The following is a 25,272-nucleotide window of genomic DNA, read 5'->3' as shown; positions in this document are numbered from 1 at the left end:
AGAGAATTTAAATTTGAAAAATTTGTGAGCCAGAGAGTTTGCCGAATCAGGAGACAGAGCGGTATACTTAACACGAAGCAATCAGGAAACATTATGGCCAGTACTAAACGCGATTTACTTATCGACACCGCCCAAGGGCTGTTTTACCAACACGGTTTTAGAGCTACGGGTATTGATACCATTTTGGCCGAATCTGGCGTGGCAAAAAAAACCTTGTATAACCATTTTAAGTCGAAAGAAGATCTTATCGTTGCTTGCCTATATCGGCGTGATCAGCAGCTGTTAGCGCTTTTAGAAAACAGCATTGAACAGCTTGCTCCCCAGCAACAGTGCCAACCACAGTTTGCCCGCATCATGGCCTTTTTTGATGCCCTTGATAGTTGGATTAACTCAGATAACTTTTTTGGCTGCATGTTTATTAATGCCTCTGCCGAATACCACCAAGCGGATAATCCGGTACATATTGCCTGCACCGAACACAAAAATTTGGTGATTAAACTTATCGAAAAGCAGTTATGTGAGTTAGCACTTACCCAACCTTTAGAGACTGCCAAACAGCTCGCTATTTTAGCCGACGGCGCGATAGTAGGCGCTCACACCACTAACGATTCGGCATCAGCAAAACACGCTAAAGCAGTGGCTGAAGTACTGTTAAACAGCTATGCCGAAGCGGCATAGCTATAGCGCAGGGCTAAGCTTGTAGATATTGCCGCTATCACCACTAAAATAGATGTTTCCTTGGCTATCGCTAAGTAGTGCGCGCACTCGTTCATTCAAGTCTTCAAGTAAACGCTCTTCGCCAACGGGCATACCGTTTTCATCCATAATGATGCGGTTAATATGCTGTAGCTTTAATGCACCGCTTAGTAAGTCACCTTGCCAAGCCGGAAAAGCAGCACCGGAGTAAAGCATTAATGAGCCAGGCGCAATAGAAGGAACGTACACTTTTAAGGGTGAATTTATGCCTTCTTTTATTTCTGCTTCGCCTACCTTTAGCGGCCCCCAATATTCTTTGCCATGAGAGGTAATCGGCCAACCATAGTTAGCGGCTGCTTCAATTAGATTAAGCTCATCACCACCACGCGGGCCGTGCTCTATAGCCCATAGGCGCTGGTGCTTTGTATCATAAGCGAGACCTTGAGGATTACGGTGACCGTAACTATATATAGCGTCGGCTACTTTATTATTAGCTACAAAAGGGTTGTTGCTTGGCAGACTACCATCAAGGTTTAGTCGAATAATGCTGGCCGCATGGTTAGCAGTATTCTGGCCATTGTCACGCTCTCCCCTATCACCAACAGAGAAATACAGATAAGAGTCATCGAACGCAATTCGACTGCCGTAATGGCGATTAGTAGAACCCGCAGAGTCGGTAACGAGTACATCTTGCCAGTTACTCATCATCACTTGGCCAAATTCATTTTGCTTAATTTGCGCTTTAGCTAGGGTTGTTACGCCGCTGCCATTAAGTGGCTTACTGTAGGTAAAATAGAAGCTTCCATCGGGTCCACGTACAACATCTAATAATCCACCTTGACCCTGCGCCCAAATTGCCGGTAAACCTGCAATGCTCTTCCAGGCTTTCTTCCCTTGTTTAGCTTGAGTAAGGTTAACACTTACTAACTCACCATGGCGCAAAGTAACAACCAATGTATCGGCATTAAGCCAAGCCATGCCCCAAGGCACTCCTGGCAGTTGAGTGAGAGCCTCTATGTGTAAGTTGTAATCTTGGCTTGGATGCAGAGTAGGCTTGCTGTAAGCAAATGAAGAAATGGTAAGACCGAACATTAAACAAGCTAAGCCAATTGAACGATAAACAACAGTAACTAATTTACACATTTACTTCCCCTTTCCACTTTAGCAATTCTCGCAGAGTAACTTGACTATAAGTAAGTTTGAAGAGATAAGGTAGTTAAGTTATTAACAGGTTTAATTTTAATACCAAGGATGACAATGCTTAACCCCGTTTGGCTCAAACAAATATTCGCGACATTAGAAAGCGACCACCCTCAGCAGTTTTTTGAACATGTGAGTGATTCAGTCATCTGGGAAGTAACCGGCTCCCATCCACTTGCTGGCATCTATCATTCGAAACAGGCGTTTATCAACGGGACAATCGCTAAGTTAAATGAGGTACTTAATGCTCCTTTAAAGCTTAAATACTTATCGAGTATTTGTGGTGAAAATAGCGCGGCGGTGGAACTAATTGCTAGTTCAACCACCAAGGCAGGCGAGCCGTTTAACAACCGCTATTGCTGGGTATGCGAGTTTGAAGATAAGCAAATCGTTAAAGTTCGAGCCTATTTAGATTCAGCATTAGTGGCTAATACCATCAAGCAATAAAAAACCGACTTTAGTCGGTTTTTTATTGCTACATTATTCGCGCTTCATGCGTTTACAAAAACACACTTGGGATTTCGTTTGGATAGCGCTCTTGAGCTGGCTGGTTGTAATCGATGTCAGACACGCCCAATAAGTTAAGCACTTGGTACAGCGTTTTAGCTACATGACCAAAAGCGATACCAGCGTGGTGCGGATAGCGTTTCTCAACCAATACATGGCGATAAAAACGCTGCATTTCAGGAATGCCAAAGGCGGCGATTGCACCAAACGATTGCGGATCGATATCTAAGATATCACCTTGAGCCACATAAGCACGAAGCTTGGTATCGGCGGTGGATTGCAAACGAAATAGGGTTACTTCACCCGGTTTAATTTGCCCTTCCAAGGTGCCACGAGTGATATCAGGTTCTTTGCCCGGCTCCATTAAGCTATGCATAATTTTTTGAAAACGAAGTTGCGAATTTTTCATGCAGCTGGGTGCGGTGTTACCACAGTGAAAGCCCATGAATAAATCTTTAGCAGTGTAGTTACCCATTACCGCAGCGTTAGCCTCAACCATGTCTTGTGGCACAGTGTTGTTAATGTCTAACAAAGTGGCTGGGTGGTTAGTGGCACAGGTGATCATGTACTCAGACAAGGCACCATAAATATCCACTTCACAAGCAACCGGAATACCGCGCTGTGCTAAACGTGCATTTACGTAACATGGCACAAAACCAAAGAACTTCTCAAACGACGGCCAGCACTTATTGGCAAACACCCCAAAAGTAGACGCGCCCATATTAGCCGCATGAAAATCTAGCAAGGCAGCTTCATACTGAGCAAGCTTTGGTAACAAATCTGGGTATGGGTTGTTATCACCAAGTTCTGCTTCCATTTCGGCAACAATTTTAGGAATGTCGGCATGGCCTTCGGCAGCTTGATAGATATCCAGTAAATCAAGCTCACTGTTTTCCATGATCTCTACGCCAAGATCAAACAAGGCTTTAATAGGCGCATTACAAGCCACAAAATCTTGTGGACGCGGGCCAAACGAGAAAATCTTTAGCCCTTGCAAACCCAAAATTGTGCGAGAAACCGGTACAAAATCGCCAATCATTTTGGCTACTTCACATGGCGTGCCAACTGGGTATTCTGGAATATGCACAGCCAAGTTACGCAAACCAGCACTGTAAGAGGCATTTAATACGCCGCAGTATGCATCGCCGCGTGCATCTTTAAGCCCCGCAGTGGCTTCTTCGGCGGCAGCTACAAACATGGTTGGGCCAGCAAATCGCTGCGCCATAATGCTTAGTGGTCCTTCTGGGCCAAAGTTGCCTAAGTAAATAACCAGTGAATTAATGCCTGTTTGCTCGGCTTCAGCTAAGGCGTTCACTACGTCGTTTTCATTTTCGATAATGGTTTGTAGCTCAACTACTTCAATGTCTTTTTCAGTGCACGCTGCAGCCACTGCTTTGCGGCGCTGTTCAGACAATGAAAGTGGGAAACAATCGCGGCTAACCGCAACAATACCTAATTTTACTTGTGGGATATTTATCATCACTCGCTCCACGGGTGTTTGGTCTTTGACCTTGGTTTTAGCTTTTGTTTTATAGTTGCCCTAGTGTGAATGAGAGCGGTGCAGTAGATGAATTGATACGGATCAACAAAGGTTTCGCTTGCGAAATAACGAAATACTCATATTAAAAAGCGTTAGTGAGGAAAGTGGTTTACGACATACCAGCAACAAATTTGTTAAGGCCAATTACGACGCCTAGCCACCTAAAAAATAAGCCTAACCCAAAGACGATACTTATCTCTAATAGCAGTTTATTTGCTAATATTGGCGGGTAAAAAGTACGGTTATTTTAGCCGTCCAAATTGATTCAAGTACTCTGAGAAAAATAATGATTGTAGAAAATGTGCGTGCTGAAGATTACCCAGAAATGCTTAGTCTTTGGGAAGACTCGGTGAGAGTAACTCACGACTTTATTACAGAAGATGATATTGAGTTCTTTAAACCTATCATCCTTGAGCAGGCTTTTCCTGCTGTAGCCCTGCGCTGCGTTAAAAATGCCAACGGTGCTATTATTGGCTTTATTGGCGCGAACGATGAAAAAATAGAAATGCTGTTTATTGCCAACTCTGCACGTGAGCAAGGCATTGGTAAACTGTTGCTGCAATATGCTATCGACACCTTAAACTGCACTAAAGTAGATGTGAATGAGCAAAACCCAGCTGCGGTAGGTTTCTATCAACACATGGGATTTAAGCTTGTATCTCGCTCTCCGCTTGATGACATGGGAAAGCCTTTCCCCATTTTGCACTTAAGCCTTTAACTCATTAACTCAGAAGCTAGTAACGCTCTGCAGATCCGAAAAGCCCCGAAGCAACTTTCCTTCAGGGCTTTTTAATTAAGCGCTTTGTTTAATAGAAAAACAAGATGTGTAGCGCGTAGCTTGCTACATCGTTAGCACAATTTTACCTAAGAATTTTTTCTCTAAGAAGGTGGTTTGCGCAGCCACTATCTCTTTTAATGGATAGGTATGCGCAACTAGCGGCGCGATATCTTCCCGCTCGATGTGAGTAATTAAATTACCAAAAACCTCCGGCTCTATCACCGTACAACCAAAGAAACTTAAGTCTTTTAAGTACAAGGTGCGAACGTCTAATTCCACCATGGCTCCGCCAATCGCGCCCGATACTGCGTAGCGGCCTTTTGGCCTTAGAACCTCAAGCAACTGAGGAAATAAACTACCGGCAACTAGGTCAATGACTACGTCGACACTGTTCGCGGACATCACATCGCTAAGCTTGTCACTGCGCAGTACCACTTCATCAACGCCAAGTTCTTCAATCATTTGCTGCTTGCTTGGGCTAGTGAGCGCAAGCACATACGCGCCACGAGCTTTAGCCAATTGAATGGCCGCCGAGCCAACACCGCCGGAAGCTCCAGTAATTAATACCTTGTCACCCTGTTTAACCTTAGCGCGGGTCAGTAAGTTTTCTGCGGTAGAGTAAGAGCAAGGAAAAGACGCGAGCTCTGCATCACTATATTTACTGGTTATTTTGTAGGCATGGCTAGCCGCCACTTTAGTGTATTCGGCAAAGCCGCCATCACACTCCGAGCCAAAGTACCATGCTTGCTCTAGCGCTTTGCCATTCACCTCCGTTAAACAAGGCTCAATAAGTACCCGCTCTCCTACTCTACTCGGATCAACCTGCTCACCTACCGCCACAATGTAGCCACAAACATCGGCACCTTGAATACGCGGAAACTGCAAAGCCTCACTCGACCAAGAGGCGTCATCGGCCTTGTCACTTTTAGAATACCAACCAATGCGGGTATTAATATCGGTGTTGTTTACCCCGGCGGCCGCTACTTTAATTAATACATCACGCCCGCCAATAACCGGCATTGCTACATCGCTGCGATAGCTCAGTTTATCGGTATCTCCGTGACCGGTCATATGCACGGCACACATTACTTTTGGAAGAGTTGTCATTACGAATTACCTAAAAGTTGTTCTAAAGTGAGTTGAGCAGCTTCAAAGCTGGGAGCACCAATTACCGGCCAAGCAGCGCTTACGCCCTCGTGCAGCAAAAAGATCTGCATGGCTAGCGCTTCATCGCCACAGCGCGTTTCAAACAGGGCTAACAAATCTTGCTTATGTTGCTTTACCGCCTCGCTAATCAAGCTGTTATCGGGGTATGCTGCCAATGCGCTCATCGACATGCACCCGCTGGGTGCTTGAGATTGCATCCACTGTTCTAGTTGCCTAAATATTGCTAACAGATTGTCTTTTCGCGAGTGTGTTTGCTCAGCTGAAAGCAGCTCAATATAACGAGCATGTCTATGCTGCAAAGCGCCAATTACCATCGATTCTTTAGAAGGGTAATAACGGTATAAGGTTCGCAAGCTTACCCCAGAGGCTTTTTGCAACTTAGCCACACTAGGCTCAGTAAACCCATAGTCACTAAATGCCCGCTCAAGTTGTTCGGCAATTTGTTGTTCAAGCATTGATGCTCTCAAGTAGAGTGTTCATTCTACCAGCAATGGTAGAATAAACACTCTACCTAGGTCAACTGATCGTTCGCAAAGCAATGACAAAAGAGCAATTAAAGCGTAACAATCACGGTTCTAAACATTAAAAAATCACATAAAAACAAGTAATTGAGAAGAAACACGGAAGTGAAATAAAGCACTAAAAAGCTTAAAAATGAGCTGCAACTTAGGGTTTGATTTTAAGAAGGTAAATGCTGGTTAAGTAGGAAATATAAGCCACAGTGCTAGTTACGCTGTGGCTTGAGGCAACAAAGGCTTATTTATAAAACGCTTCCACTTCGCCTTTAAGTTTAATGAGCATTGGCTGGCCAAAACGGTCTTTAGCTTTAGGTGAAGGGATTTTTACCCAACCTTCGCTAATGCAGTATTCTTCAACATCGGTGCGCTCTTTGCCATTAAGTTTAATGCCAATATCGTGCTCAAAACACTCGGCAACATGGAAAGGGCTGCGAGGGTTGCCCGCAAGATGATCTGGCAAAGCAGGTTTAGCGTTATTTTCGCTCATGTTAACTACCTGAAATACGTAAAAAGTGCGTCATTGTAGACAATGCCAGCGCTAGACTCAATAAATGCCACAAGCTAACGCGCAGAGTAGTCACTTACTTAACAACTGCCTATCCTAATTGGCCCTGGCAGCCTTTAATCCAACACGTCTGCCCTTTAACTTGCTAAGCAAATACCACTAGTGAGTTGTTTGCCAACGGCTTACTGGGCGTAACTCAAACCGTGTATTGGCATTGTAGCTATTACACGAATAAAGATGATACTGGGTGAGTAAACCACCGTTGTTGGTATCCATGCAAAAGCCATTACCACCGTTGCCGCCATTGCTACTATGTTTGTTGGTAAAGCTGCCATTTTGTTTAAGTAACCAACGCTCGCTGTCGCCACCATCACAAGTCCACAAGTGTAACTTGGCGCCATTTCTTGCACGTCCGCCGTCAACGTCTACGCAGTAACTGGCATTTCCTTTAGGCCGTAACTGTGACTCGGCCGTATAAACGAACTGCTGGCTAGCGGTGTTACGGCAGGTTTCGTTCACCAAGGCTGCACCTTTGCGATAACTTCCGTCTTTAACCGCTAAACAGCGTTGTGACTGAGCGTTATAAAGCTGAAAAAAACCAGGAATAGATCGTCTAACACCCACTAGAGGAATGCTATTGTTCCAAGTTGTGTGCTGCTGCGGAGTATTTTTCTCTCGATTGATAAACTGAACCCCATGCGCCACTGCGGCGTAGTTGTATTCAAAACTATAGGGTGCGGCTGGCGAGGTGCCCCACAAATGCATCATTTGTTTGTTATTTGCTACCTCGTTAGCTACCTCTTGGTAATGCTTGGTTTGAGCCATGTTGTTACAAATAAAACGTTGCGAATCATCACGAGAAATTCCGCTCAAACTACCACCTACTTTTACATGGTCAACGGTGCTGCCTTCGGGGCACATAAAACTTGCAGGGTAAACGCCGCGATTATTCCACAGCCAATCCCAGCCAGAGCGAAAGTTTTGATTTTTGCTACCAATTTTTCCGCCAGTTAACACCACTACAATTTTGCCACGCATATCTTTAATGAGTGGCCACCCATAGGCTTTGCTTAATGCTCTAACATTTTTGGCAGGCGAATTAGCAAGACTAGAATTAGCTTGCCTAGCCTTAGGCACTAGGTAGTTTTGTAAGTAATTAGAAAAGCGATATTGGTAAGATCCAAGATGGTTAGACATCCATTCATCTAACAATGCTACTTCGTCATGGTTCCAGGCGTTGGCAGGATCCCAGCTCACCTTCATGTCCACTAAAACAACTACCGGAAAGTTAGGGTTATTTCTATCAATCCATTGCTTTATATCGTTAAAACAATCACCTAGGCGGGTATTACTGCCGCCAGAACAATTGCGTTTACCTGGGCTACTAGAGTGAGAAACATAAGGGCCTAGAGCCTCATTTTCCCACTGCCCTCGATCGATGACATCCAGCTCTACCGCACCGAAACCGTAGTTCAACCAATCAGTTAACTGATTGCTGTAGTCTTGAGTATTGTGCTGTTGCATGTAGTAAATATCATTAAAGCGATCTCGATTAGGATCGATTTGCGTCACTGAGGGCGCCGCCGCTAATAACCAAGAGCTGCTCAGCAAAAGCGCTAAACCAGTAATAGATTTAATCATGTGTTCATCCTTGCACTCGCGTTCAAAAAAGGAACACTAAATTACCTCTCAGATCATGACTGTTCGGTGAAGGCTAACCGAAACTTTTTTTACCAATCGATGATGTTTTTCTTACCAAGCATATAAAAACAGCGTGTACCGCCCAGCAAATAAGATATAGCAAGGCTCATAGCCCTCAACATTTCCTCATGCTTTAATCTAGAAAAACCAAGCCAGACCATAAGTTTCACATTGCTGTCATGCAATTGACATTTTCGCTGACTAATTTGGATAGCGAAAAATGAACGCGCGTGCAATCACACTATTTATTTTCAAAGGACGAGGAATACAGCATGTTTCAACGCTTACTTGTGGCTACAGCCCTAGCCAGTGCCACCTTTTGCGGTGCCGCTACAGAATTAGTTATTGCCGGTCGCGATAGTAGTTATGGGCAGGCCATGCAACACATTGTGGATGAATATCAAAAAGCCCACCCTAACACCAATATCAAACTGGTTAAGCGCCCAAGCAAAGGTTTATACGAAAGCATTAGTTTGTCGATGCGCGAAAAAACCGGCAACTACGATGTGATTTTGATGGACGATACCTGGGCTCCAGAGTTCTTATCAAACAATTGGCTTACCGCTTTACCTAAAGAAGTTGAAGATAAAGACTTTATTCAAGCGCCCTTTGATATTGGCCGCTACCCTAACGCAAACAGCGCAGCGTACGCCATGCCTATGGTAGGCAATGTAGCTATGTTTGCCTGGAACAAAGCGGTATTTGATGCCAACAACATTGAGAAACCAAGCTCGTGGTCAGAAGTATTAGCCGCAGCAAAAAAAATAAACGCCAACAGCGCCAAAGATACTAACGGCATTGTATTTAGAGGGGTGAAAGGCAACCCAATTGTAACTGGCTTTTTACCTATTTTATGGGGATACGGCGCTGATGTAGTAGACGCTAACGGCCAAGCCAGCTTGAATACTCCTGAAGCCAAACAAGCTCTAACTGCCTTTTTAGCCATGAAACAATATGCACCACGTGGGGTTGACGTATACAACGCCGATGAGGTGCGCGACTCGCTACAAAAAGGCAGCGCCGCCATGGCAATTGAAGTATGGCCAGCATGGGTGCCTAATTTAGATAACCCAGAAATGTCTAATGTGGTGGGCGATATGGAAATTATGGCCCCACCAGCAGAAGTAGGTGCACCGGCTCCTATGTTAGGAATTTGGCAACTGGCAATCCCAGCTGACGCCGAAAACAAAACCGAAGCGGCAGCGTTCTTAAAATTTGCCACCAGCCCAGCAATTCAAAAAACCTTGGCGCTAGATTATGGCATTCCACCTACACGCGAAAGTATCTACAACGATGCTGAGGTTGTAAGCAAGTACCGTTGGTACCCGCAACAAGCTAAAGCACTAACTACCGGCAAGGCTCGCCCACGTATTCATAACTGGGCAGAAGTAGAAAGCATCCTAGGTGACTTTTTACAAATGACCATGTTAGGCCAAATGACGCCAGAGCAAGCTTTAGAGCAAGCTCAACGCCGCATTAGCCGTGTCATTAAAGTGTAAAACCCATCCATGATGTTTGGCTCTACCTTAGTAGAGCCAAGTTGGAGTGATTGAATGTTATTTGAGAATCGTAAACAGCTGACCGCACTGTTATTGCCATCCCTAACAATACTGGGGCTGTTGGCTGTTTACCCTATTGGCTCGGTAATGATTAACGCCTTTGGCAGCGTAGATTATCTAAGCAAACAATATCAGTTTGTTGGCTTAGCTAACTTTGTAGAATTGTTTGAAGATTTCTTTTTCATCGCCGCCATGAAAAACACCCTAGTTTTTACGCTTGTAGCTTCTTCTGCTCAGGTACTACTTGGTTTATGGCTGGCGCTGCTATTTAACCAAAAGTTCTCTGGCCGCCGCTTTGCTCTGCCCATTATCATTTACCCGATGATGATTTCTACGCTGGTATGTTCATCAATCTGGCGTTCCTGGTATCACTACGATTTTGGTCTTTTAAACAGAGCACTTGTAGCCATTGGCTTGCCAGCCCAAGAGTGGTTATTTAACCCTGATTTAGCGCTGTACGCCATAGCGCTAGTAGACACCTGGCAATGGACCCCCATGGCCTTTTTAATCATATTGGCAGGCTTGCAATCTATCCCCAAAGACATTGGCGAAGCAGCGATGGTAGACGGTGCTAAAGGCTGGCGTGCCTTTACCTTTATCACACTACCGCTGATTCAAAAGCAGCTAATGTTGGCGTTTTTATTGCGCTCTATCGACGCTTTCAAACTCTTCGATAAAGTATATGTCATGACGGGAGGAGGCCCAGGCAACGCCACCGAAACCCTTTCGATGTTTGTTTATAAATATGGTTTTCGTTTCTTTAACTTAGGTATGGCCAGTGCGGCAGCATTAGTCATGCTAGCCATCTCGTTATTAATGACCTTGTTTTACGCCCGCCGAGTAATGAAGGGAGGCAAACAATGAGCCGCTATTTACACCGTTTTTTTGTTTGGTCTGCGGTAGCTCTATTTATTCTGCCCATTGTTTGGATGTTTAGCACTGCCTTTAAATCGCCTGGCGAGATCTTCCATGCTGGAGCTAACTTAATTCCACAGCAAATCAGTCTTGCTTCTTTTCAAGCACTACTAAATGGAGAGCTGCCAATACTGGTGGCCAATACAGTATTCATTGCGCTTTCTGCCACCATGGTGTCGCTGTGCATTGCCTTTTTTGCAGCCTACGCGCTAGTACGTTATCGATTCCCCGCAAAGTTAGACAACCTATTTTTGCTGGCGGTGTTAGTAGTAAAAATGATGCCACCAATTGTAGTTGCAGTGCCGCTTTACTCTTTAATGAATACCCTTGGGCTACTAAATAGTCAGTTAGGTTTGGTATTGGCTTATCAGGTTTATACCCTGCCATTTTGTATTTGGATGTTGCTGAGCTTTATTCGCGACATTCCCCTAGAAATTGAAGAAGCAGCCGCAATGGACGGAGCTCACCTACTCAAACGTTTAGCCTTTGTGGTATTTCCCCTATGCGCACCCGGATTAGTTGCTACGGCTATTTTTGCCATGATTTTAGGCTGGAACGAGTTTCTCTTCTCGTTACTGTTTATTCATACCCCCGACAAATTCACCATCCCTTTGTTTATCTCAAACTTTATGACCGAAGACGGAACCGCTTGGGGAGAACTAATGGCCATAGGCATTGTATCGTCGTTACCCATGCTGGCACTAGCAGGCTACATGCAGCGCTATTTGTTACGCGGTTTTTCCATGGGATTGAAATAGGACATCTACAAATGAAAACTCTAGAAATAAAACAAGTTGCTAAAGCCTATAACGGCCACACGGTTATCCCAGAGATAAACTTAAGCATTAATGATGGTGAATTTGTGGTGTTTGTTGGCCCCTCGGGCTGCGGAAAATCTACCCTGCTGCGCATGATTGCCGGCTTAGAGTCGATCACTAAAGGCAGCATTGCCCTTAATGGCAAAACCCTAAATGGCGTGCATCCATCCGCCAGAGAAGTGGCCATGGTGTTTCAATCCTATGCACTTTATCCACACTTGTCGGTAGAAAAAAACATGGCTTTTCCATTGCGTATGGCAGGCGTAAGCAAAAGTAAAACCAAGCAGTTGGTAAACGAAACTGCCGAAAAACTGCAACTAACGCCGCTGCTAAAACGCTTGCCGGGGGCATTATCTGGTGGGCAACGCCAGCGGGTGGCAATTGGTCGCGCCATTGTGCGTGAGCCAGCTTTGTTTTTGTTTGATGAACCCTTGTCTAACTTAGATGCCAAACTTCGCAGCGAAATGCGGGTTTATTTAAAGCAGCTGCATCAGCAACTAAAAACCACCATGATTTATGTTACTCACGATCAAGTAGAAGCGATGACTCTCGCCGATAAAATAGTGGTGCTTAACCAAGGTGAGATTGCCCAAATTGGCGCACCAGAAACACTCTATAACCAACCGGCGAATAAATTTGTCGCAGCTTTTATTGGCTCACCGGTGATGAACTTTATTCCACAAGATGCGTTTAGCTCGCTGCTTAATCACATTAGCTTGCCTAGTAATACTCAATCGGTAGGTCTAAGGCCAAACCAAGTAACAGTGGATAAACTGCACCCCGATTGCCATATGACAATTTCGGTTGTTGAACCATTAGGCCACGCTCGGCTTTATTACGGCGAGCTAGCAGGTAGCCAGTTTGTAGTGGAAAGCAGCGAACTCTATAACTGTGGCCAACTGCTGCCACTAAAACTAAGCGATTCAACACTGCACTTTTTTGATCACAATGAGCAACGTATTAACGCACTAGAGGTATCGAATGCCGCATAAGTTTAGTGCCGAAGTGATTGGCTGTGGAGACGCTTACGACGGCCAGCATACCAATGCTAGTTTGTTACTCAAACAAGACTGTTTTAGTTTGCTAATAGACTGTGGACCGTCGGTACCCAAAGCGCTATTTGCCAAGCAGATAACGCCTGAACTAATTGACGCAGTGTATATAACCCATAGTCACCCAGATCACTGCTTGGGCTTAACCAGTTTAATAAATTGGATGGATGCTCAAGGCCGCAAAAAGCCCATTTACATCATTGCCCAGCAAGCCCAATGGGCAGTGCTAAAACCTTTAATTGAATTTGCTTATTGGCCGCAAACGCAGTTGGGTTTTCAAGTTATTTGGCAAGACAGCGCAACCACATCAACCATTGGTCATTGGAGCATAAAAACTGCCGCGACTCGCCACGCAGTCAGCAATTTGAGTTTGCAACTAAGTAATACCGACCAACACCGCTTGTTTTATTCTGGCGATGGCCTGTTATCTGAGCAAGGCGAACAACTAGCGGCTCAATCAGACTGGGTGTTTTTGGAATGTGAAACCTTAGAACACCACTCTAGCCATGGCTCTTGGCAAGATATTAAAGGTTTATCTCGTAAAGCAAATAGCCTGTGGCGGCTTTATCACATAGACCCAAGCGTACGAGCTAGGTTAGCCAAATTAGTCCAAACAACCGCAAACATCCGTTTGGCCGAAGAGGGAACAGTGTTATGCAGCATCGAGCATCCAACAAATCAAGGAACTAGCCATGTCGCCTAACTCACTAGACCGAATACTAGCCAGCGCCTTACCCATAGCAAAACACGCCGGTGAATTAGCTATAGATTGGTTTAAGCGACGCGACGCATTACTTATAACCAGCAAAGGCCACCAAGACTGGGTAAGCCAAGCTGATCAAGAGGTAGAATGCTACCTTCGCCAAGCCTTGCTTAACGCTTTTCCCCAGCATCAATTTTTAGGTGAAGAAAATGGTGGCCGCTACCAGCCCCCTTGTTGGGTGGTTGACCCCATCGACGGCACGACCAACTTTCTTTATGGCCAAGCCGACTTCGTAGTTAGCCTAGCCTTCGCCGATGGACAAGGGCCTGCTTTAGGCATTATTGTCGCCCCTGCCCTGCAGCGACTACTTTACGCAGTGCGTGGCAAAGGTGCATTTGAAATAGTGGATGGAAAAGCTAAGGCACTAAAGCCGCGGGCAGCGGCCAAAGAACAATTGGTGGTTGGCTTAAATCTTAACTATCAATCAGGCATTCCCCAGCAATATATGGCGCATAGCCAAGCACTAATTAATGCAGGCCACCAAGTTAGGGTAAATGGTTCAGCCGCTTGGGGCTTAACTCAAGTTGCCACTGGCGAGTTAGATGCCTGCTACATGGGGGAAGTAAATGTCTGGGATGCCATGGCTGCCCAAATTATCTGCCAAGAAGCCAAGCTAAGCACCGCTCCTCATCTTATTGAACAGCTGCATGGACCTGTTTGGGCCTGGCCTAAAGATGCTGCGATTAGCGATTTACTAAGTATCGACAATCACAAGGAGCAAGCTCATCAATCAGTTAAATAAAAAAGTGACCGCATCTGATGTTGCCGCCCATTTGGGCCTATCACGTTCCGCGGTATCACGCGCTTTTACCGAAGGGGCCAGCATCAATCCAGCTAAGCGGGAAAAGATTTTGGCCGCAGCCGAAGAACTAGGTTACCAGCCTAACTTTTTGGCCCGTACCTTAAGCACCCCAGCAACCCGTTCACGCTCCCATTTAGTTGCGATTTTGATAAGCGATTTCTCCAACCCTTTTCAATCGTTTCTATTTGAGGAGCTTTCCACTACCTTGCAGCTTAATGGCAAACAACCCATGCTGTTAAATGTGAAACAAGCAGAAGACCTAGACGCCGCAATTTTACGTCTGTCAGGCTACCAAGTAGACGCCGTTATTGCGGTAATGGGCTCCCTACCAGCCGAAAGCTTTGCGCAATGCCAAAAGCTCTCTTTACCATTAATTACACTAGGCCGAGCCGACCAACGAGGTCTTATTCCTTCGGTACAAACCGACAACGTAGAGGCTGGTCGATTAGCTGCCCAGCACTTATTAGCCCAAGGCTTAAACAAACTTGGTTTTGTGGCTGGGCGTAGCGACGGACAGGCCTCGATTGAACGTTACCAAGGCTTTTGTGAAATCCTCAGCCAACGAGGTGCAACGCCACCTATTCGTTTAGATGCAGGGCGCTATGGCTACAGTGCAGGTTTTGAGTTAGGCGTACGCTCTATAGACACACTACGAGAATTAGAAGGTATTTTCTGCGCCTCTGATGCGCTGGCAATGGGCTTAATCGACAGTTGCCGTGAAGTAAGTAAAGTTGCGATTCCAGAAATGCTGCGAGTGGTAGGTTGTGACGATGTACCACAGGCTTCTTGGCAAGGTTACCAGCTAAGCTCAATTGCTCAGCCGGTGCCAGAAATAGCCCAACAGGTTATGCAGCTATTGGAGAAAATGTGGCAGAAAGACGGAGATATCCCAATAATGACGAGGTTGGCGCCAAGCTTAAAAGTACGTAGAACCTAGCCATAAGGTAAAATGGGTCTTTGCGCTATTCCATGCTCTGCTGAGAAAACGCAGCGGAGTTACCTAATGATGCTTTGGGCGCAAAAAAATCGCAGGCTTGACGATCAGCCATGGTTGGCTGTTCCCATGCTCCGCAAAGATCTTTTTGGTTTTCACGTGTTCGGGTAAATTGCCTGCATTGTCCGCACTTGTTCATACTCTATTCCTTGAGGTTAAAACACCCCAAGAGGCTAAGTAATAAAGCGTTATAAGCTTTTGATATAAATCAATATACCCTTACTCAAGCAAGAGCGATTTAAGCGCCTTGCGAATAAGTGTGTCGGTTATTTCGCTACTCACTACACGTGCAGCTAACAAACCCAGAACACCGGCTAAGGCTAAGATCCAAATGGTTAAACCAAAGAGTAAATAGCTGCCACCAAGCAATAGCAACAATAAACCTAAACGCACTAAATGAGTAATCAGCGGAAATACTGGTAAAGGACTGGAAGCGTTAATCTGCTCACAAGCCTGCTCTAACAAGTCAAACTGCTTATCTCTTTCTAGATGAGCAATTTCTTCGAAATAATCTATGTAAGGTTTAACGTCCATGTTTACTCTAGCGATAGGGGTATAGAACCTATCTTACAATAAACGACTAGGTTTATCGTCGCCTACGATTAATGATTAAAAAGCAGTGTAGATGGTTGCACTTGAGTAAATTGTTTTACCAGCCTGTTGGTATCCAATCGCAGCCCCAACCAAGGCAAACAAGGCAAAGGACTAAGCTTTGCCCCCTGCCATAAAATCACTTCTGAGTTTGATACAAGGCAACTCGCTGCTCCAGCGAAAGCATGGTATTAGCGACTTTTTCTGCGGTATCGGCAAGCAACTGGCTTTGCTCAATTAACACGGTGTTTTTGTCTCTTATCTCATTAATACTTTGTTCTATCTGATTACAAGCATCGGTTTGCTCGGTGGTGCTATTAGCTATTTGGGTATTCACATCGCGCATATCACTTACGCTCTGATTAATCTGAGAAAGGGTACTACCACCAGACTCAATTTTGGCTTTAGACTCATCGGAATACACCAGCCCTTTTTGCATTGAATCCACCACCTGCGAAGCGTTGGTTTGCAAGGTATCGATGATTTGATTAACCTCGCCAGTCGATTGCTGGGTTCTGGCTGCCAATGCCCGCACTTCATCAGCCACTACCGCAAAACCGCGCCCTAACTCGCCTGCACGGGCGGCTTCAATGGCTGCATTTAAGGCCAGCAAATTAGTTTGTTCCGATATCGCTTTAATCACTTCAATAACCGCATTAATTCCCTGCACATTTTCATTAAGTTGGCTGGTATAAACTTCTGAATCACTAAGCAAGCTATTTAATGTTTGCGTAGCAGCTACCGATTCATCTACATCTTTTGAGCCAGACTGAATTTGCGTCTCTACAGATTCCGCCGCATTTGCCGCATTGCTGGCATTATCAGACACGTTACGCGCCGAATGAGATAACTGCACAGAGGCGCTAGCGACAGAATCACTTTGCTGCATTTGCTGCATAACAATTTCTTTGGTTTCGCTACTTTGCTGGTTTAGCCCACTCACTAAATCATTTATATCCACAATAGATTGTTTTAAGTCGCTAAACAGCTCATTGAATTCGGTTATTAAAGTATTGAATGCAATCACCGTGGGGTGCTCAGTATTGCTGGTAACAGTAGCGGTAAGGTCTTTATTTTCGGCCAACTTATCGACGGCCAAAATAACCGAATTCGATACCTTCGCATCCTTAGCCATGTTGATCGCGTAAAAAATCAGTACCCCGCTTTCTACCACCACAAAAGCTGCGTGAACAAAAGCCGTTCCCCATGAACAACCGGTGCTATATAAAATCACTGGTATACCGCCTAAGCTCGCATCATTTAGCTGTAAAGCAGTAAACACCAAGTGATGCACTGCAATTAATCCCGCTGCAGCCACCACCGGTAACCAATCTTTGTAGATCAATACAAACGCCAAGGCGGCAAAGATATGAAAATGCATTTCTAATCGACCCAATTGGGCCTGAATCATTACCATGGAGTACACCATCAGCAACATGGCATTTATGCAAGAAGACAAGCGAGTTCCGCGCATATAGGTGTAGTTAAGCAAGGCAACAATAGAGATGAGCACCGACATGGTTATCGCAAAAGAATGGCTTGCGTAACCAATAGGTACCAGCAGCCCTACTACCGGTAAATGAGCCAACAGAATATACAGCACCTGCTTGTCGGCTAGCTGTGCGGAGTTAGAAATCATAATAAATCACCTTGTTGCAATAACTTAAAATCGGTAACTACTTGGCTAATATCAAGGTTTTGCTGGGTATACACCAAGCTCACTTCACCTAAAGGATTAAGCAGGTACAAGTATGCTGAGTGATCAACAACTTGCTGGTCGAAACTGGTTGAGACGTAACCTGGAAAGCGTTGTGAGACCTCGATAGATTGCTGAAAATCAGCAACCTGACGAAACTCCACCTTGTTTAACATCGCAGAGCTAAAGGCCTGTTGAGGGGCAGACATCACCAAATCAATATACAAAAACTGGGCGCCCTGTAATGCCGCATCATCGGCTAAGGCTGCTAGATTGAGTAACTGGCGAGGGCACGCCTGACTACACCCCTGGAAGCCCAAAAACAAATAGGTATATTTGCCTTGGTAATCATTCAGCTCACCTTGCTGATTTAGCAAAATATTGTAAGCCTGAGCTTGGCTAAGTTGCCCATAAAAATCGCCAGTTTGGGAAACTGGTTTTACAAATGGCAACGCAAAAGCAAACATAGCTGGGCAAACAAACAGTAAAAGTGCCCTAAATTTAACGAGATACTTGTTCATCATTTCAGCTTAGTTGCAGCCAGACTAGTGACCCAGTTATCAGTAAGCAAGTTTTTGAACTGTCTCTCATTTTTTAGCAAGGCAATAGTCATGCGAATAAAGACCATAGAGAAAAGAAAAAGCGAATGCCCAGCACTCGCTTGTTAATGGAGACGTTGATTTAAACTATAGCTGCCAAGCACCTGCTGCATGAGCTTCTGCTGCATAGCTAGAGAATGATTTAGGTTTGCGCCCCAAAGCTTGCTCTACCCCCTTGCATAAATGGCTATTTCGACCATCCATTACCGACCCGAATAACTCCTTCATTAGCCATAGCATCTCTGCTGGCATGCCTTGGTTTTTTAGCGCTTCAACAAACTGGCTTACGCTAATTTCGATAAACTCAATGGGCTTATTTTGCGCTTGAGCAACTTGCGTCACGCAGTCGCGCAGGGTTAATAATTCGGGGCCAGTTACTTCAAACAAAGTATTTGCTAAAGCAGGTTTAGTTAAACAAGCTACTGCCACTTCGGCAATGTCGTCTACATCAACAAAAGGTTCGAGCACGTCTGCGGCGGGTAAAGCTACTTGCCCTGCTAAAACAGACTCTATTAGAAAGCCCTCGCTAAAGTTTTGCGAAAACCAACTGGCTCGCACTACATTCCACTTTAAACCGCTATTAATGAGTTGCTGCTCTGCCTGCTCGGCGCCTTGCTCACCTCTGCCCGATAGCAACACTAGGTGTTTTATGCCGGCTTTTTTAGCCTGTACGATAAACTCCGCAATATGTTGTTTGGCGGCGGGAACCGCCAGATCGGGTTGGTAAGTTACGTAAGCAGACTCACACCCCTGCATTGCCTCTAGCCAAGTATCTGGTTTGAGCCAATCAAAAGCTGGAGAGCTTGAGCGGGAAACACCGCGAGTACTTATGCCTTTAGCTTGCAGTAGTGATTCTACGCGGTGTCCGGTTTTACCTTTTGCGCCAATAATTAAGGTGGTTGCTGTCATCTTGTGCTCCTAAATACTTGTTGAAGACCTAGTGTGTTAATCACCTATTTAGTATTTGATAAAGCAACTGGATGTTTAATGCCCTTAAAGCTACAATTTTTAACTATTCGTCCAAATTAGCGAGATTAAGGGCTATGTCCATCAATCCGGTATTTTTTCCTACTGCTAACGACCCTTTGGGAGAAACGCTGCATCAACTGCGGGTAGATGGCGGTTTATATTGTCGCTCGGTGTTGCGCGGGGACTGGTCTATCTCTATGCCGCTTTTGCCAGGCAAGTTGATGTTTCACATAGTGACTAAAGGCCAGTGCTGGTTGTGTATTAACAATCAAGCTCCGCAACAACTAAAACAAGGCAGTTTGGTATTAATACCGCATACTCTTGGTCATACCCTAACGAGCAATCCTCAACTAAGCCCCACACCACTGTTTGAGTCTGGAGTAAAACGCCTAAGTGAGAGATACGAAACCTTAGAAATTAACCAAAGCGGCGAGTTAACAGAGGTAACCTGTGGTGTGCTCGGCTTCGACCAGCTGGCGGCGCAACAACTCATTCAGCAATTGCCACCAGTATTAAGCCTGCACCAAAGTGAGTTAGAACACCCGCAATGGCTTACCAGTACCCTTGACCTTATTACCGCTGAAGCGCAGCAACTTAAGCCTGGCGGGGAAACCATCATTACCCACTTGGCCGATATTCTGGTGATACAACTCATTCGCCATTGGCTTGAACAAGCGCCACAGGCCAGTGAAGGTTGGTTGGGAGCATTACGCGATAAACAAATAGGCATCGCCTTACGGGCGATTCACCACCAGCCAGAAAAAAGCTGGACAGTGACAAGCCTAGCTCAAGAATGTGGGATGTCGCGCTCGGGGTTTTCTGCCCGCTTTAGCCAACTCATTGGCAACAGCGTTAAAAACTACCTCACTCAATGGCGAATGAACCTCGCTCATCAGCGTTTACAGCAACAGCATGTTCCTTTAATTGAACTGGCCGAAGAGCTCGGCTATAACTCTGAAGCGGCATTTTCTCGGGCGTTTAAGCGGGTAATTGGTGTCTCTCCCGGTAAAGTGCTTTAACTAAGTTAGGGTTTGTTGACTCTAGTATTACGTCACACTATCGCCAGAGATTAGGCAGGTTTACACATCTTTACACTGCAGCTGTTAGTTTAAAAAAAGGAATTTTTAAGGTACACGTCAGTGATGATAAAACAGTTTACAACTCAACTTGGTTTGGTGCTTTTGCTCAGTGCTTGTGGTGGCGGAGGTGAAACAAGCTCAAGTGGTGACAATACAGAAGTTGTCCCTCCTATCACCGAGCCAGAATCAGCGCTAAACTTACCCGAAGCGCATTTTAATTACGCCAATATTGCCCTGCCCACTCACTACACTGAAAACAACTTTCCGGCGCAATCTCAGTTTCAACATGCCGCCATCGAGTTTGACAATACACCAGTAGACAACCCCGTTACCGATGCTGGCGCCACCTTAGGCCGAGTACTGTTCTACGATAAAAAGCTAAGTGCCAACGGCACCACAGCCTGCGCATCTTGTCACTTAGCGGAACATGGCTTCTCAGACCCGCGAGTGCAAAGCATTGGTTTTGATGGCGAACTAACCCGCCGTCATTCAATGAGTATTGTTAACGCGCGTTTTTACTTTAGTGGCACGTTCTTTTGGGACGAGCGAGCAGCAACTTTAGAAGAACAAGTGCTTATGCCATTTCAAGATCCGATAGAAATGGGGCTGATCCTCGCAGAACTAGAAGAAATAGTCTCCAACCAAACTTACTACCCTGCACTGTTTAACGATGCCTTTGGTGATGAGAGCATTTCCAGTGACCGCATTGCTAAAGCCTTAGCCCAATTTGTAAGAAGTATGGTAAGTACTACTGCCAAATACGATGTAGCCAGAAGTGAGGTGCTATCACCACGTGTTGATTTCCCGGGTTTTAGCGCCCAAGAAAACCTGGGTAAAGATCTCTTCTTGTTACCAAGAGAAAATGAAAATGGCGATAGTGCCAATTGCGCGGGTTGCCATGTTAGCGAAGCATTTGTAGGCCCAATACCCAATGGCCCAGTACTTAGAACTACCGCCACGGTAAATGGACTAGATGCGATATCCACTGATGATCTAGGCATTGCAGAAACAACCGACAATAGCAACGACAGCGGAAAATTTAAAGCGCCTTCACTGCGAAACATCGCTATTCGTCCGCCCTATATGCACGACGGCCGTTTTGCCAACTTAGAGCAAGTGATAGATCATTACAGCAACGGTATTCAACTACACCCAAACCTAAGAGCACCACTGTTAGACTCAAATGGCCAAGCCTTCCAATTCAACTTTAATGAAGAGGAGAAGCAAGCTCTCATCGCCTTCTTAAACACCCTTACCGACCATGAGATGTTGGCCGATGAAAAATACAGTGACCCTTTTAATTAGGCACTAAATGTTTACATGGTGCGCATTGTTGATATACGCATATTGGTATTCCCTTTAGCGAAAGCTAATGTATACTGCGCGCCCAAATTAACCCTTCACTCAGCTGGCAAACTATAAGCCTGTCAGCCAGAGTACTTGGAGCTCTACCTTGAAAAAGATTATTTCTGCTTTAACCTTAAGCGCCTTAATGTCTGCGCCTGCGTTGGCTAGCTCGCCAGTGATGTTCTCTAGCTTAAACGGCTACAATGCGCCAGATTCAGACGCTGTTGGTGGCGTACGTTTATCGGTACTTCATGGCCAAGTAGATGAAGTAAAAGGTGTAGATTTTTCGGTATTAGGCATGTCTGAAACCAAACGCACTACTGGTGTTAACTTTGGTTTATTCTTTGGTGGCGCAAAGGTAACCGAAGAAATGAAAGGAGCCTCTTTAGGCTTGTTTAACTGGAACACTGGTTCAACTACTGGGGTAAACCTAGCAGCAGTAAACATTACCAATGACGTAAACGGCTTAAACTGGAGTGCGGTAAACGTATCTGAGGGTTACACCAATGCCGATATTGGCGTAGCTAGCATTTCAGAAAAATCTAACTTCCAGTTAGGTATTTTCAACATGACCAAAGAAATTGACGGCGTACAAATTGGTCTACTTAATTGTGCCGACAACGGCTTCTTTAAGTGTTTTCCAATAGTTAACTTCGCTAAATAAACCCCGTGAAGCTTAATAGCCAAGGTTAATCCAAGGCCAGCCTATTTACTGGCCTTTCTATTTCCGCAAACCTCGCATCACATAATCCAATAATATTCTGTATTACTTGTATTTCAATCAGTAACATACACGCTTATGTAAATTAGAAATAAACCCCACTTGCCTAAGCACTAAGCGCCTTAGGCTCGGATAACGGCTAGCATGTACTTACACTTAGGGATTAAGAAACGGAACGCCAAACGGATTGGCTACAGCCGAGATTACTGTAATTACTGTGAGAAACCGGTGATTGCCGAGCTGTGGCGTTATCGTGCTTGGTTAGGTTTGTTTTGGATCCCCATTTTACCGTTAAACAAAAGGCAGCATTGGCTTTGTAGCGAATGTAATAATCAAACCGATAGCCGCTACACCAATGGTTTAGTCTCAAAAGTGGTGATTTTGTTATTTTCGCTGATCGTAACCGGCTTACTATTTGACCTAGAAGCACCGCAATATAGTGACTATATTTGGTGGCTGCGTGGCTTAAGCTTTACCATCAACATCTTATGCTTTGTTTGGTTGCTTAAACACAAAAAGCGCCCTAGCCACAAACAACGGCGAGCCAAGCTAGCACCGCTTAAAGATGCCCATTGCCACTTTTGCCAAAGCCCTTTGTACATTGGTTTAGAAACCCGCTGTGATGCCTGCCAACTAAAGGTTTACAAAACAATTAAAGACGCCACAAAGTAAAGAGCCAAGCGCCCCTAATAAACCTGCTTAACAAGGCTTACAAAGTGACAATTGCTACACACTTCAAAGACTAAGCTTTGCTATTCTAAGCACTTGAAGTCATCGTTATATGAGCAGCACTATCAAGCTTATATTGGGCTTAATTACGCAGTACAAAATAGTTAGCGAAACGCTGGCTACAACAAAGGCTCAGCAATGCAAACGCAAACAAACAACCATGCGCACAACGCCAATCCAAGCTCAGCGCAGCCACGAAAAAAAGCTAAAAACCTACGCATTTTATTTGAGTTAATTGCTTTTATTCGCCCCTATAAAGCGAAAGTAGCGGCTGCATTGCTAGCACTGATTTTTACTGCGTCACTCACCCTCTCGGTGGGCTACGGGGTGCGCATTTTAATTGATGAAGGTTTCGCCCAGCAGTCGCAACAAGAGCTGGCTAATGCCATTCAATTTATTCTTATGGTCACCCTGCTCATTTCTATTGGCACCTTTTTTCGTTTTTACTTAGTGTCTTCGGTGGGAGAGCGAGTAAGTGCCGACATAAGGCTAGTCGTGTTTAACCACGTAATTACGCTGCATCCAAGTTACTTTGAAACCAACGGCAGCGGCGACATTATGTCGCGTATCACCACCGACACCACCTTACTGCAAAGCATTATTGGCTCGTCATTTTCTATGGCTATGCGCAGTGCCTTAATGTGTGTGGGCGCAATAATCATGCTGTTTGCCACCAATATAAAGCTCACCCTTATTGTATTAGCCTCGGTGCCCTTTATCCTGGTTCCTATCCTGATTTACGGCCGACGTGTTAGAGCGCTCTCACGCCAAAGCCAAGACTCAATGGCCGATGTAGGCAGCTACGCAGGCGAAGCCATTGAGCAAATAAAAACGGTACAGAGTTACAGTAACGAAGCCCAAGAAAGCGCGCTGTTTTCAACAGAAGTAGAAAAGGCCTTTGAAGTAGGCAGACAGCGAGTTAAACAACGTGCCATCTTAATCTCTGGCGTCATCGTGATTGTATTTAGTGCCATTGCCGGCATGTTGTGGGTAGGCGGAAGCGATGTAATAAACGGCGTGATGTCGGCCGGCGATTTAGCCGCCTTTGTGTTTTATGCTATTATGGTTGCCTCTTCCTTAGCGACCATTTCAGAAGTATTAGGCGAATTACAACGCGCCGCGGGTGCCACCGAACGCTTAATCGAAATTCTGCAAGTAAAAAGCCACATTACCGCACCTAGCCAAGACCTTGCCTCAGCAAACGAGTTAAGCGCCGAAGTGGCCTTTAAAGATGTCACATTTCACTACCCTTCTAAGCCCGATATTGCAGCAACAGAGCAACTCACATTAAAGGCAGATAAAGGCAAAGTACTGGCACTAGTTGGGCCATCGGGAGCTGGTAAAACCACTCTGTTCGAATTGCTGCAACGCTTTTACGACCCGCAAATAGGCGAGGTAAGTTTAGGTGGCGTAAACATTCGCCAACTAGAACCTGCAGCGCTGCGCCAACACATGGCTCTAGTGCCACAACACCCTGCCCTGTTTAGCAGCGATGTATTCCACAACATTAGGTATGGCAATCCCGAAGCCAGCAACGAACAAGTAATAGAGGCAGCAAAAAAAGCCCACGCCCATGAATTTATTAGCCAATTACCACAAGGCTATAACAGCTTTTTGGGCGAGCGAGGCGTGCGATTATCTGGCGGACAACGCCAGCGCATTGCTATCGCCAGAGCCATATTAAAGAACCCGAGGATATTGTTACTGGACGAAGCCACCAGCGCCCTGGACAGCGAAAGCGAACACCACGTTCAACAAGCCCTGCAAGAGTTAATGAATAAGCGAACTACCTTAATTATTGCTCATCGCCTCTCAACCATTCAGCACGCCGACAAAATCGCAGTAATGGACCAAGGCCGCCTAATTGATGTTGGCGATCACCTATCTTTGCTGCAAAGCTGCCCGCTATATCAACGCTTAGTAGAGTTGCAGTTTAAGCATCATCGGTAGAAGCCTGAGAAGGCAACTTCCAGAACTTAACTTTAACAAGGCTATTTCTGTAACTAGCCTGATCAATCAGTAAGCA

General features: G+C 45.3%; 26 protein-coding genes. 15 read left to right on the top strand and 11 right to left on the bottom strand.

Annotated features, from left to right (window positions below; translation table 11 throughout):
* Nucleotides 1-93 precede the first annotated feature (93 nt).
* Nucleotides 94-678: a TetR/AcrR family transcriptional regulator gene (locus tag OV592_RS06355; RefSeq protein ID WP_406610808.1), complete on the top strand. Its 585-nt coding sequence runs from the start codon at nt 94-96 to the stop codon at nt 676-678.
* On the opposite strand, the gene OV592_RS06350 is transcribed toward OV592_RS06355, so the two are convergent.
* Nucleotides 679-1,839, bottom strand: coding sequence for a PQQ-dependent sugar dehydrogenase (locus OV592_RS06350; protein WP_406610807.1), 1,161 nt, complete (start codon nt 1,837-1,839; stop codon nt 679-681).
* 114 nt (nt 1,840-1,953) lie between these two features.
* Here OV592_RS06350 and OV592_RS06345 point away from each other — a divergent pair, with 114 nt between their 5' ends.
* Nucleotides 1,954-2,343, top strand: a complete 390-nt coding sequence (locus OV592_RS06345; protein WP_406610806.1) for a nuclear transport factor 2 family protein — start codon at nt 1,954-1,956, stop codon at nt 2,341-2,343.
* A 52-nt stretch (nt 2,344-2,395) separates the two neighbouring features.
* Here the strand turns inward: OV592_RS06345 and OV592_RS06340 are convergent, their stop codons facing one another.
* Nucleotides 2,396-3,883 (bottom strand): L-fucose/L-arabinose isomerase family protein, encoded by a 1,488-nt coding sequence (locus tag OV592_RS06340; protein ID WP_406610805.1) that lies wholly within the window; start codon nt 3,881-3,883, stop codon nt 2,396-2,398.
* A gap of 346 nt (nt 3,884-4,229) precedes the next feature.
* Between OV592_RS06340 and OV592_RS06335 the strand changes: the two genes are divergently transcribed.
* Nucleotides 4,230-4,661, top strand: coding sequence for a GNAT family N-acetyltransferase (locus OV592_RS06335; RefSeq protein ID WP_406610804.1), 432 nt, complete (start codon nt 4,230-4,232; stop codon nt 4,659-4,661).
* Nucleotides 4,662-4,784: 123 nt separating this feature from the next.
* On the opposite strand, the gene OV592_RS06330 is transcribed toward OV592_RS06335, so the two are convergent.
* From OV592_RS06330 to OV592_RS06315, 4 genes are all read right to left on the bottom strand, one after another.
* Nucleotides 4,785-5,828: an alcohol dehydrogenase family protein gene (locus OV592_RS06330; protein ID WP_406610803.1), complete on the bottom strand. Its 1,044-nt coding sequence runs from the start codon at nt 5,826-5,828 to the stop codon at nt 4,785-4,787.
* Nucleotides 5,828-6,343 carry a TetR/AcrR family transcriptional regulator gene (locus tag OV592_RS06325; RefSeq protein WP_406610802.1) on the bottom strand — a complete coding sequence of 172 codons (516 nt, stop codon included), beginning with the start codon at nt 6,341-6,343 and terminating at the stop codon, nt 5,828-5,830. The genes OV592_RS06330 and OV592_RS06325 overlap by 1 nt, the downstream gene beginning before the upstream one ends.
* Before the next feature lie 301 nt (nt 6,344-6,644).
* The gene (locus OV592_RS06320; RefSeq protein WP_016402731.1) at nt 6,645-6,893 is read right to left on the bottom strand and encodes a DUF3297 family protein; all 249 of its coding nucleotides are present in this window, start codon (nt 6,891-6,893) and stop codon (nt 6,645-6,647) included.
* 177 nt (nt 6,894-7,070) lie between these two features.
* Nucleotides 7,071-8,552 (bottom strand): ricin-type beta-trefoil lectin domain protein, encoded by a 1,482-nt coding sequence (locus tag OV592_RS06315; protein ID WP_406610801.1) that lies wholly within the window; start codon nt 8,550-8,552, stop codon nt 7,071-7,073.
* Nucleotides 8,553-8,884: 332 nt separating this feature from the next.
* Here OV592_RS06315 and OV592_RS06310 point away from each other — a divergent pair, with 332 nt between their 5' ends.
* Genes OV592_RS06310 through OV592_RS06280 form a run of 7 tightly spaced genes read left to right on the top strand, consistent with a single transcriptional unit; the run spans nt 8,885 to nt 15,458 of the window.
* A complete protein-coding gene (locus OV592_RS06310; protein WP_406610800.1) occupies nt 8,885-10,111 on the top strand; it encodes an extracellular solute-binding protein in 1,227 nt (408 codons plus the stop codon).
* Nucleotides 10,112-10,165: 54 nt separating this feature from the next.
* On the top strand, nt 10,166-11,035 hold the full coding sequence (locus OV592_RS06305) for a carbohydrate ABC transporter permease (RefSeq protein WP_406610799.1): 870 nt from the start codon (nt 10,166-10,168) through the stop codon (nt 11,033-11,035).
* Nucleotides 11,032-11,844, top strand: a complete 813-nt coding sequence (locus tag OV592_RS06300) for a carbohydrate ABC transporter permease (RefSeq protein ID WP_406610798.1) — start codon at nt 11,032-11,034, stop codon at nt 11,842-11,844. Before OV592_RS06305 ends, OV592_RS06300 begins: the two co-directional genes overlap by 4 nt.
* A gap of 11 nt (nt 11,845-11,855) precedes the next feature.
* Nucleotides 11,856-12,896, top strand: coding sequence for an ABC transporter ATP-binding protein (locus tag OV592_RS06295; RefSeq protein ID WP_406610797.1), 1,041 nt, complete (start codon nt 11,856-11,858; stop codon nt 12,894-12,896).
* A complete protein-coding gene (locus OV592_RS06290) occupies nt 12,886-13,659 on the top strand; it encodes an MBL fold metallo-hydrolase (RefSeq protein ID WP_406610796.1) in 774 nt (257 codons plus the stop codon). Before OV592_RS06295 ends, OV592_RS06290 begins: the two co-directional genes overlap by 11 nt.
* Nucleotides 13,649-14,461, top strand: a complete 813-nt coding sequence (locus OV592_RS06285; RefSeq protein ID WP_406610795.1) for an inositol monophosphatase family protein — start codon at nt 13,649-13,651, stop codon at nt 14,459-14,461. Before OV592_RS06290 ends, OV592_RS06285 begins: the two co-directional genes overlap by 11 nt.
* A 4-nt stretch (nt 14,462-14,465) precedes the next feature.
* A complete protein-coding gene (locus OV592_RS06280; RefSeq protein ID WP_406610794.1) occupies nt 14,466-15,458 on the top strand; it encodes a substrate-binding domain-containing protein in 993 nt (330 codons plus the stop codon).
* A 25-nt stretch (nt 15,459-15,483) separates the two neighbouring features.
* On the opposite strand, the gene OV592_RS06275 is transcribed toward OV592_RS06280, so the two are convergent.
* The 5 genes from OV592_RS06275 to OV592_RS06255 all read right to left on the bottom strand — a co-directional run bounded on the left by OV592_RS06275 (nt 15,484) and on the right by OV592_RS06255 (nt 19,310).
* A complete protein-coding gene (locus OV592_RS06275) occupies nt 15,484-15,654 on the bottom strand; it encodes a hypothetical protein (protein WP_406610793.1) in 171 nt (56 codons plus the stop codon).
* Between the two features lie 80 nt (nt 15,655-15,734).
* Nucleotides 15,735-16,049: a hypothetical protein gene (locus tag OV592_RS06270; RefSeq protein ID WP_016402729.1), complete on the bottom strand. Its 315-nt coding sequence runs from the start codon at nt 16,047-16,049 to the stop codon at nt 15,735-15,737.
* Between the two features lie 196 nt (nt 16,050-16,245).
* Nucleotides 16,246-17,745 (bottom strand): methyl-accepting chemotaxis protein, encoded by a 1,500-nt coding sequence (locus OV592_RS06265; RefSeq protein WP_406610792.1) that lies wholly within the window; start codon nt 17,743-17,745, stop codon nt 16,246-16,248.
* On the bottom strand, nt 17,742-18,323 hold the full coding sequence (locus OV592_RS06260; protein WP_406610791.1) for an SCO family protein: 582 nt from the start codon (nt 18,321-18,323) through the stop codon (nt 17,742-17,744). Before OV592_RS06260 ends, OV592_RS06265 begins: the two co-directional genes overlap by 4 nt.
* Before the next feature lie 165 nt (nt 18,324-18,488).
* Nucleotides 18,489-19,310 (bottom strand): NAD(P)H-binding protein, encoded by an 822-nt coding sequence (locus tag OV592_RS06255; RefSeq protein WP_406610790.1) that lies wholly within the window; start codon nt 19,308-19,310, stop codon nt 18,489-18,491.
* Between the two features lie 134 nt (nt 19,311-19,444).
* Here OV592_RS06255 and OV592_RS06250 point away from each other — a divergent pair, with 134 nt between their 5' ends.
* The 5 genes from OV592_RS06250 to OV592_RS06230 all read left to right on the top strand — a co-directional run bounded on the left by OV592_RS06250 (nt 19,445) and on the right by OV592_RS06230 (nt 25,196).
* A complete protein-coding gene (locus OV592_RS06250; protein ID WP_406610789.1) occupies nt 19,445-20,389 on the top strand; it encodes an AraC family transcriptional regulator in 945 nt (314 codons plus the stop codon).
* A gap of 123 nt (nt 20,390-20,512) precedes the next feature.
* On the top strand, nt 20,513-21,754 hold the full coding sequence (locus tag OV592_RS06245; RefSeq protein ID WP_406610788.1) for a cytochrome-c peroxidase: 1,242 nt from the start codon (nt 20,513-20,515) through the stop codon (nt 21,752-21,754).
* A 148-nt stretch (nt 21,755-21,902) separates the two neighbouring features.
* Entirely contained in the window at nt 21,903-22,460 is a 558-nt protein-coding gene (locus OV592_RS06240) for a VC2662 family protein (RefSeq protein WP_406610787.1), read from the top strand.
* Between the two features lie 201 nt (nt 22,461-22,661).
* Nucleotides 22,662-23,189 (top strand): hypothetical protein, encoded by a 528-nt coding sequence (locus tag OV592_RS06235; RefSeq protein ID WP_406610786.1) that lies wholly within the window; start codon nt 22,662-22,664, stop codon nt 23,187-23,189.
* 195 nt (nt 23,190-23,384) lie between these two features.
* Nucleotides 23,385-25,196 (top strand): ABC transporter transmembrane domain-containing protein, encoded by a 1,812-nt coding sequence (locus OV592_RS06230; RefSeq protein ID WP_406610785.1) that lies wholly within the window; start codon nt 23,385-23,387, stop codon nt 25,194-25,196.
* Nucleotides 25,197-25,272 lie beyond the last annotated feature (76 nt).

Source organism: Agarivorans sp. JK6, assembly GCF_045277145.1.
Lineage (GTDB): Bacteria > Pseudomonadota > Gammaproteobacteria > Enterobacterales > Celerinatantimonadaceae > Agarivorans > Agarivorans albus.
This window is presented reverse-complemented; position numbering and strand designations above follow the sequence as displayed.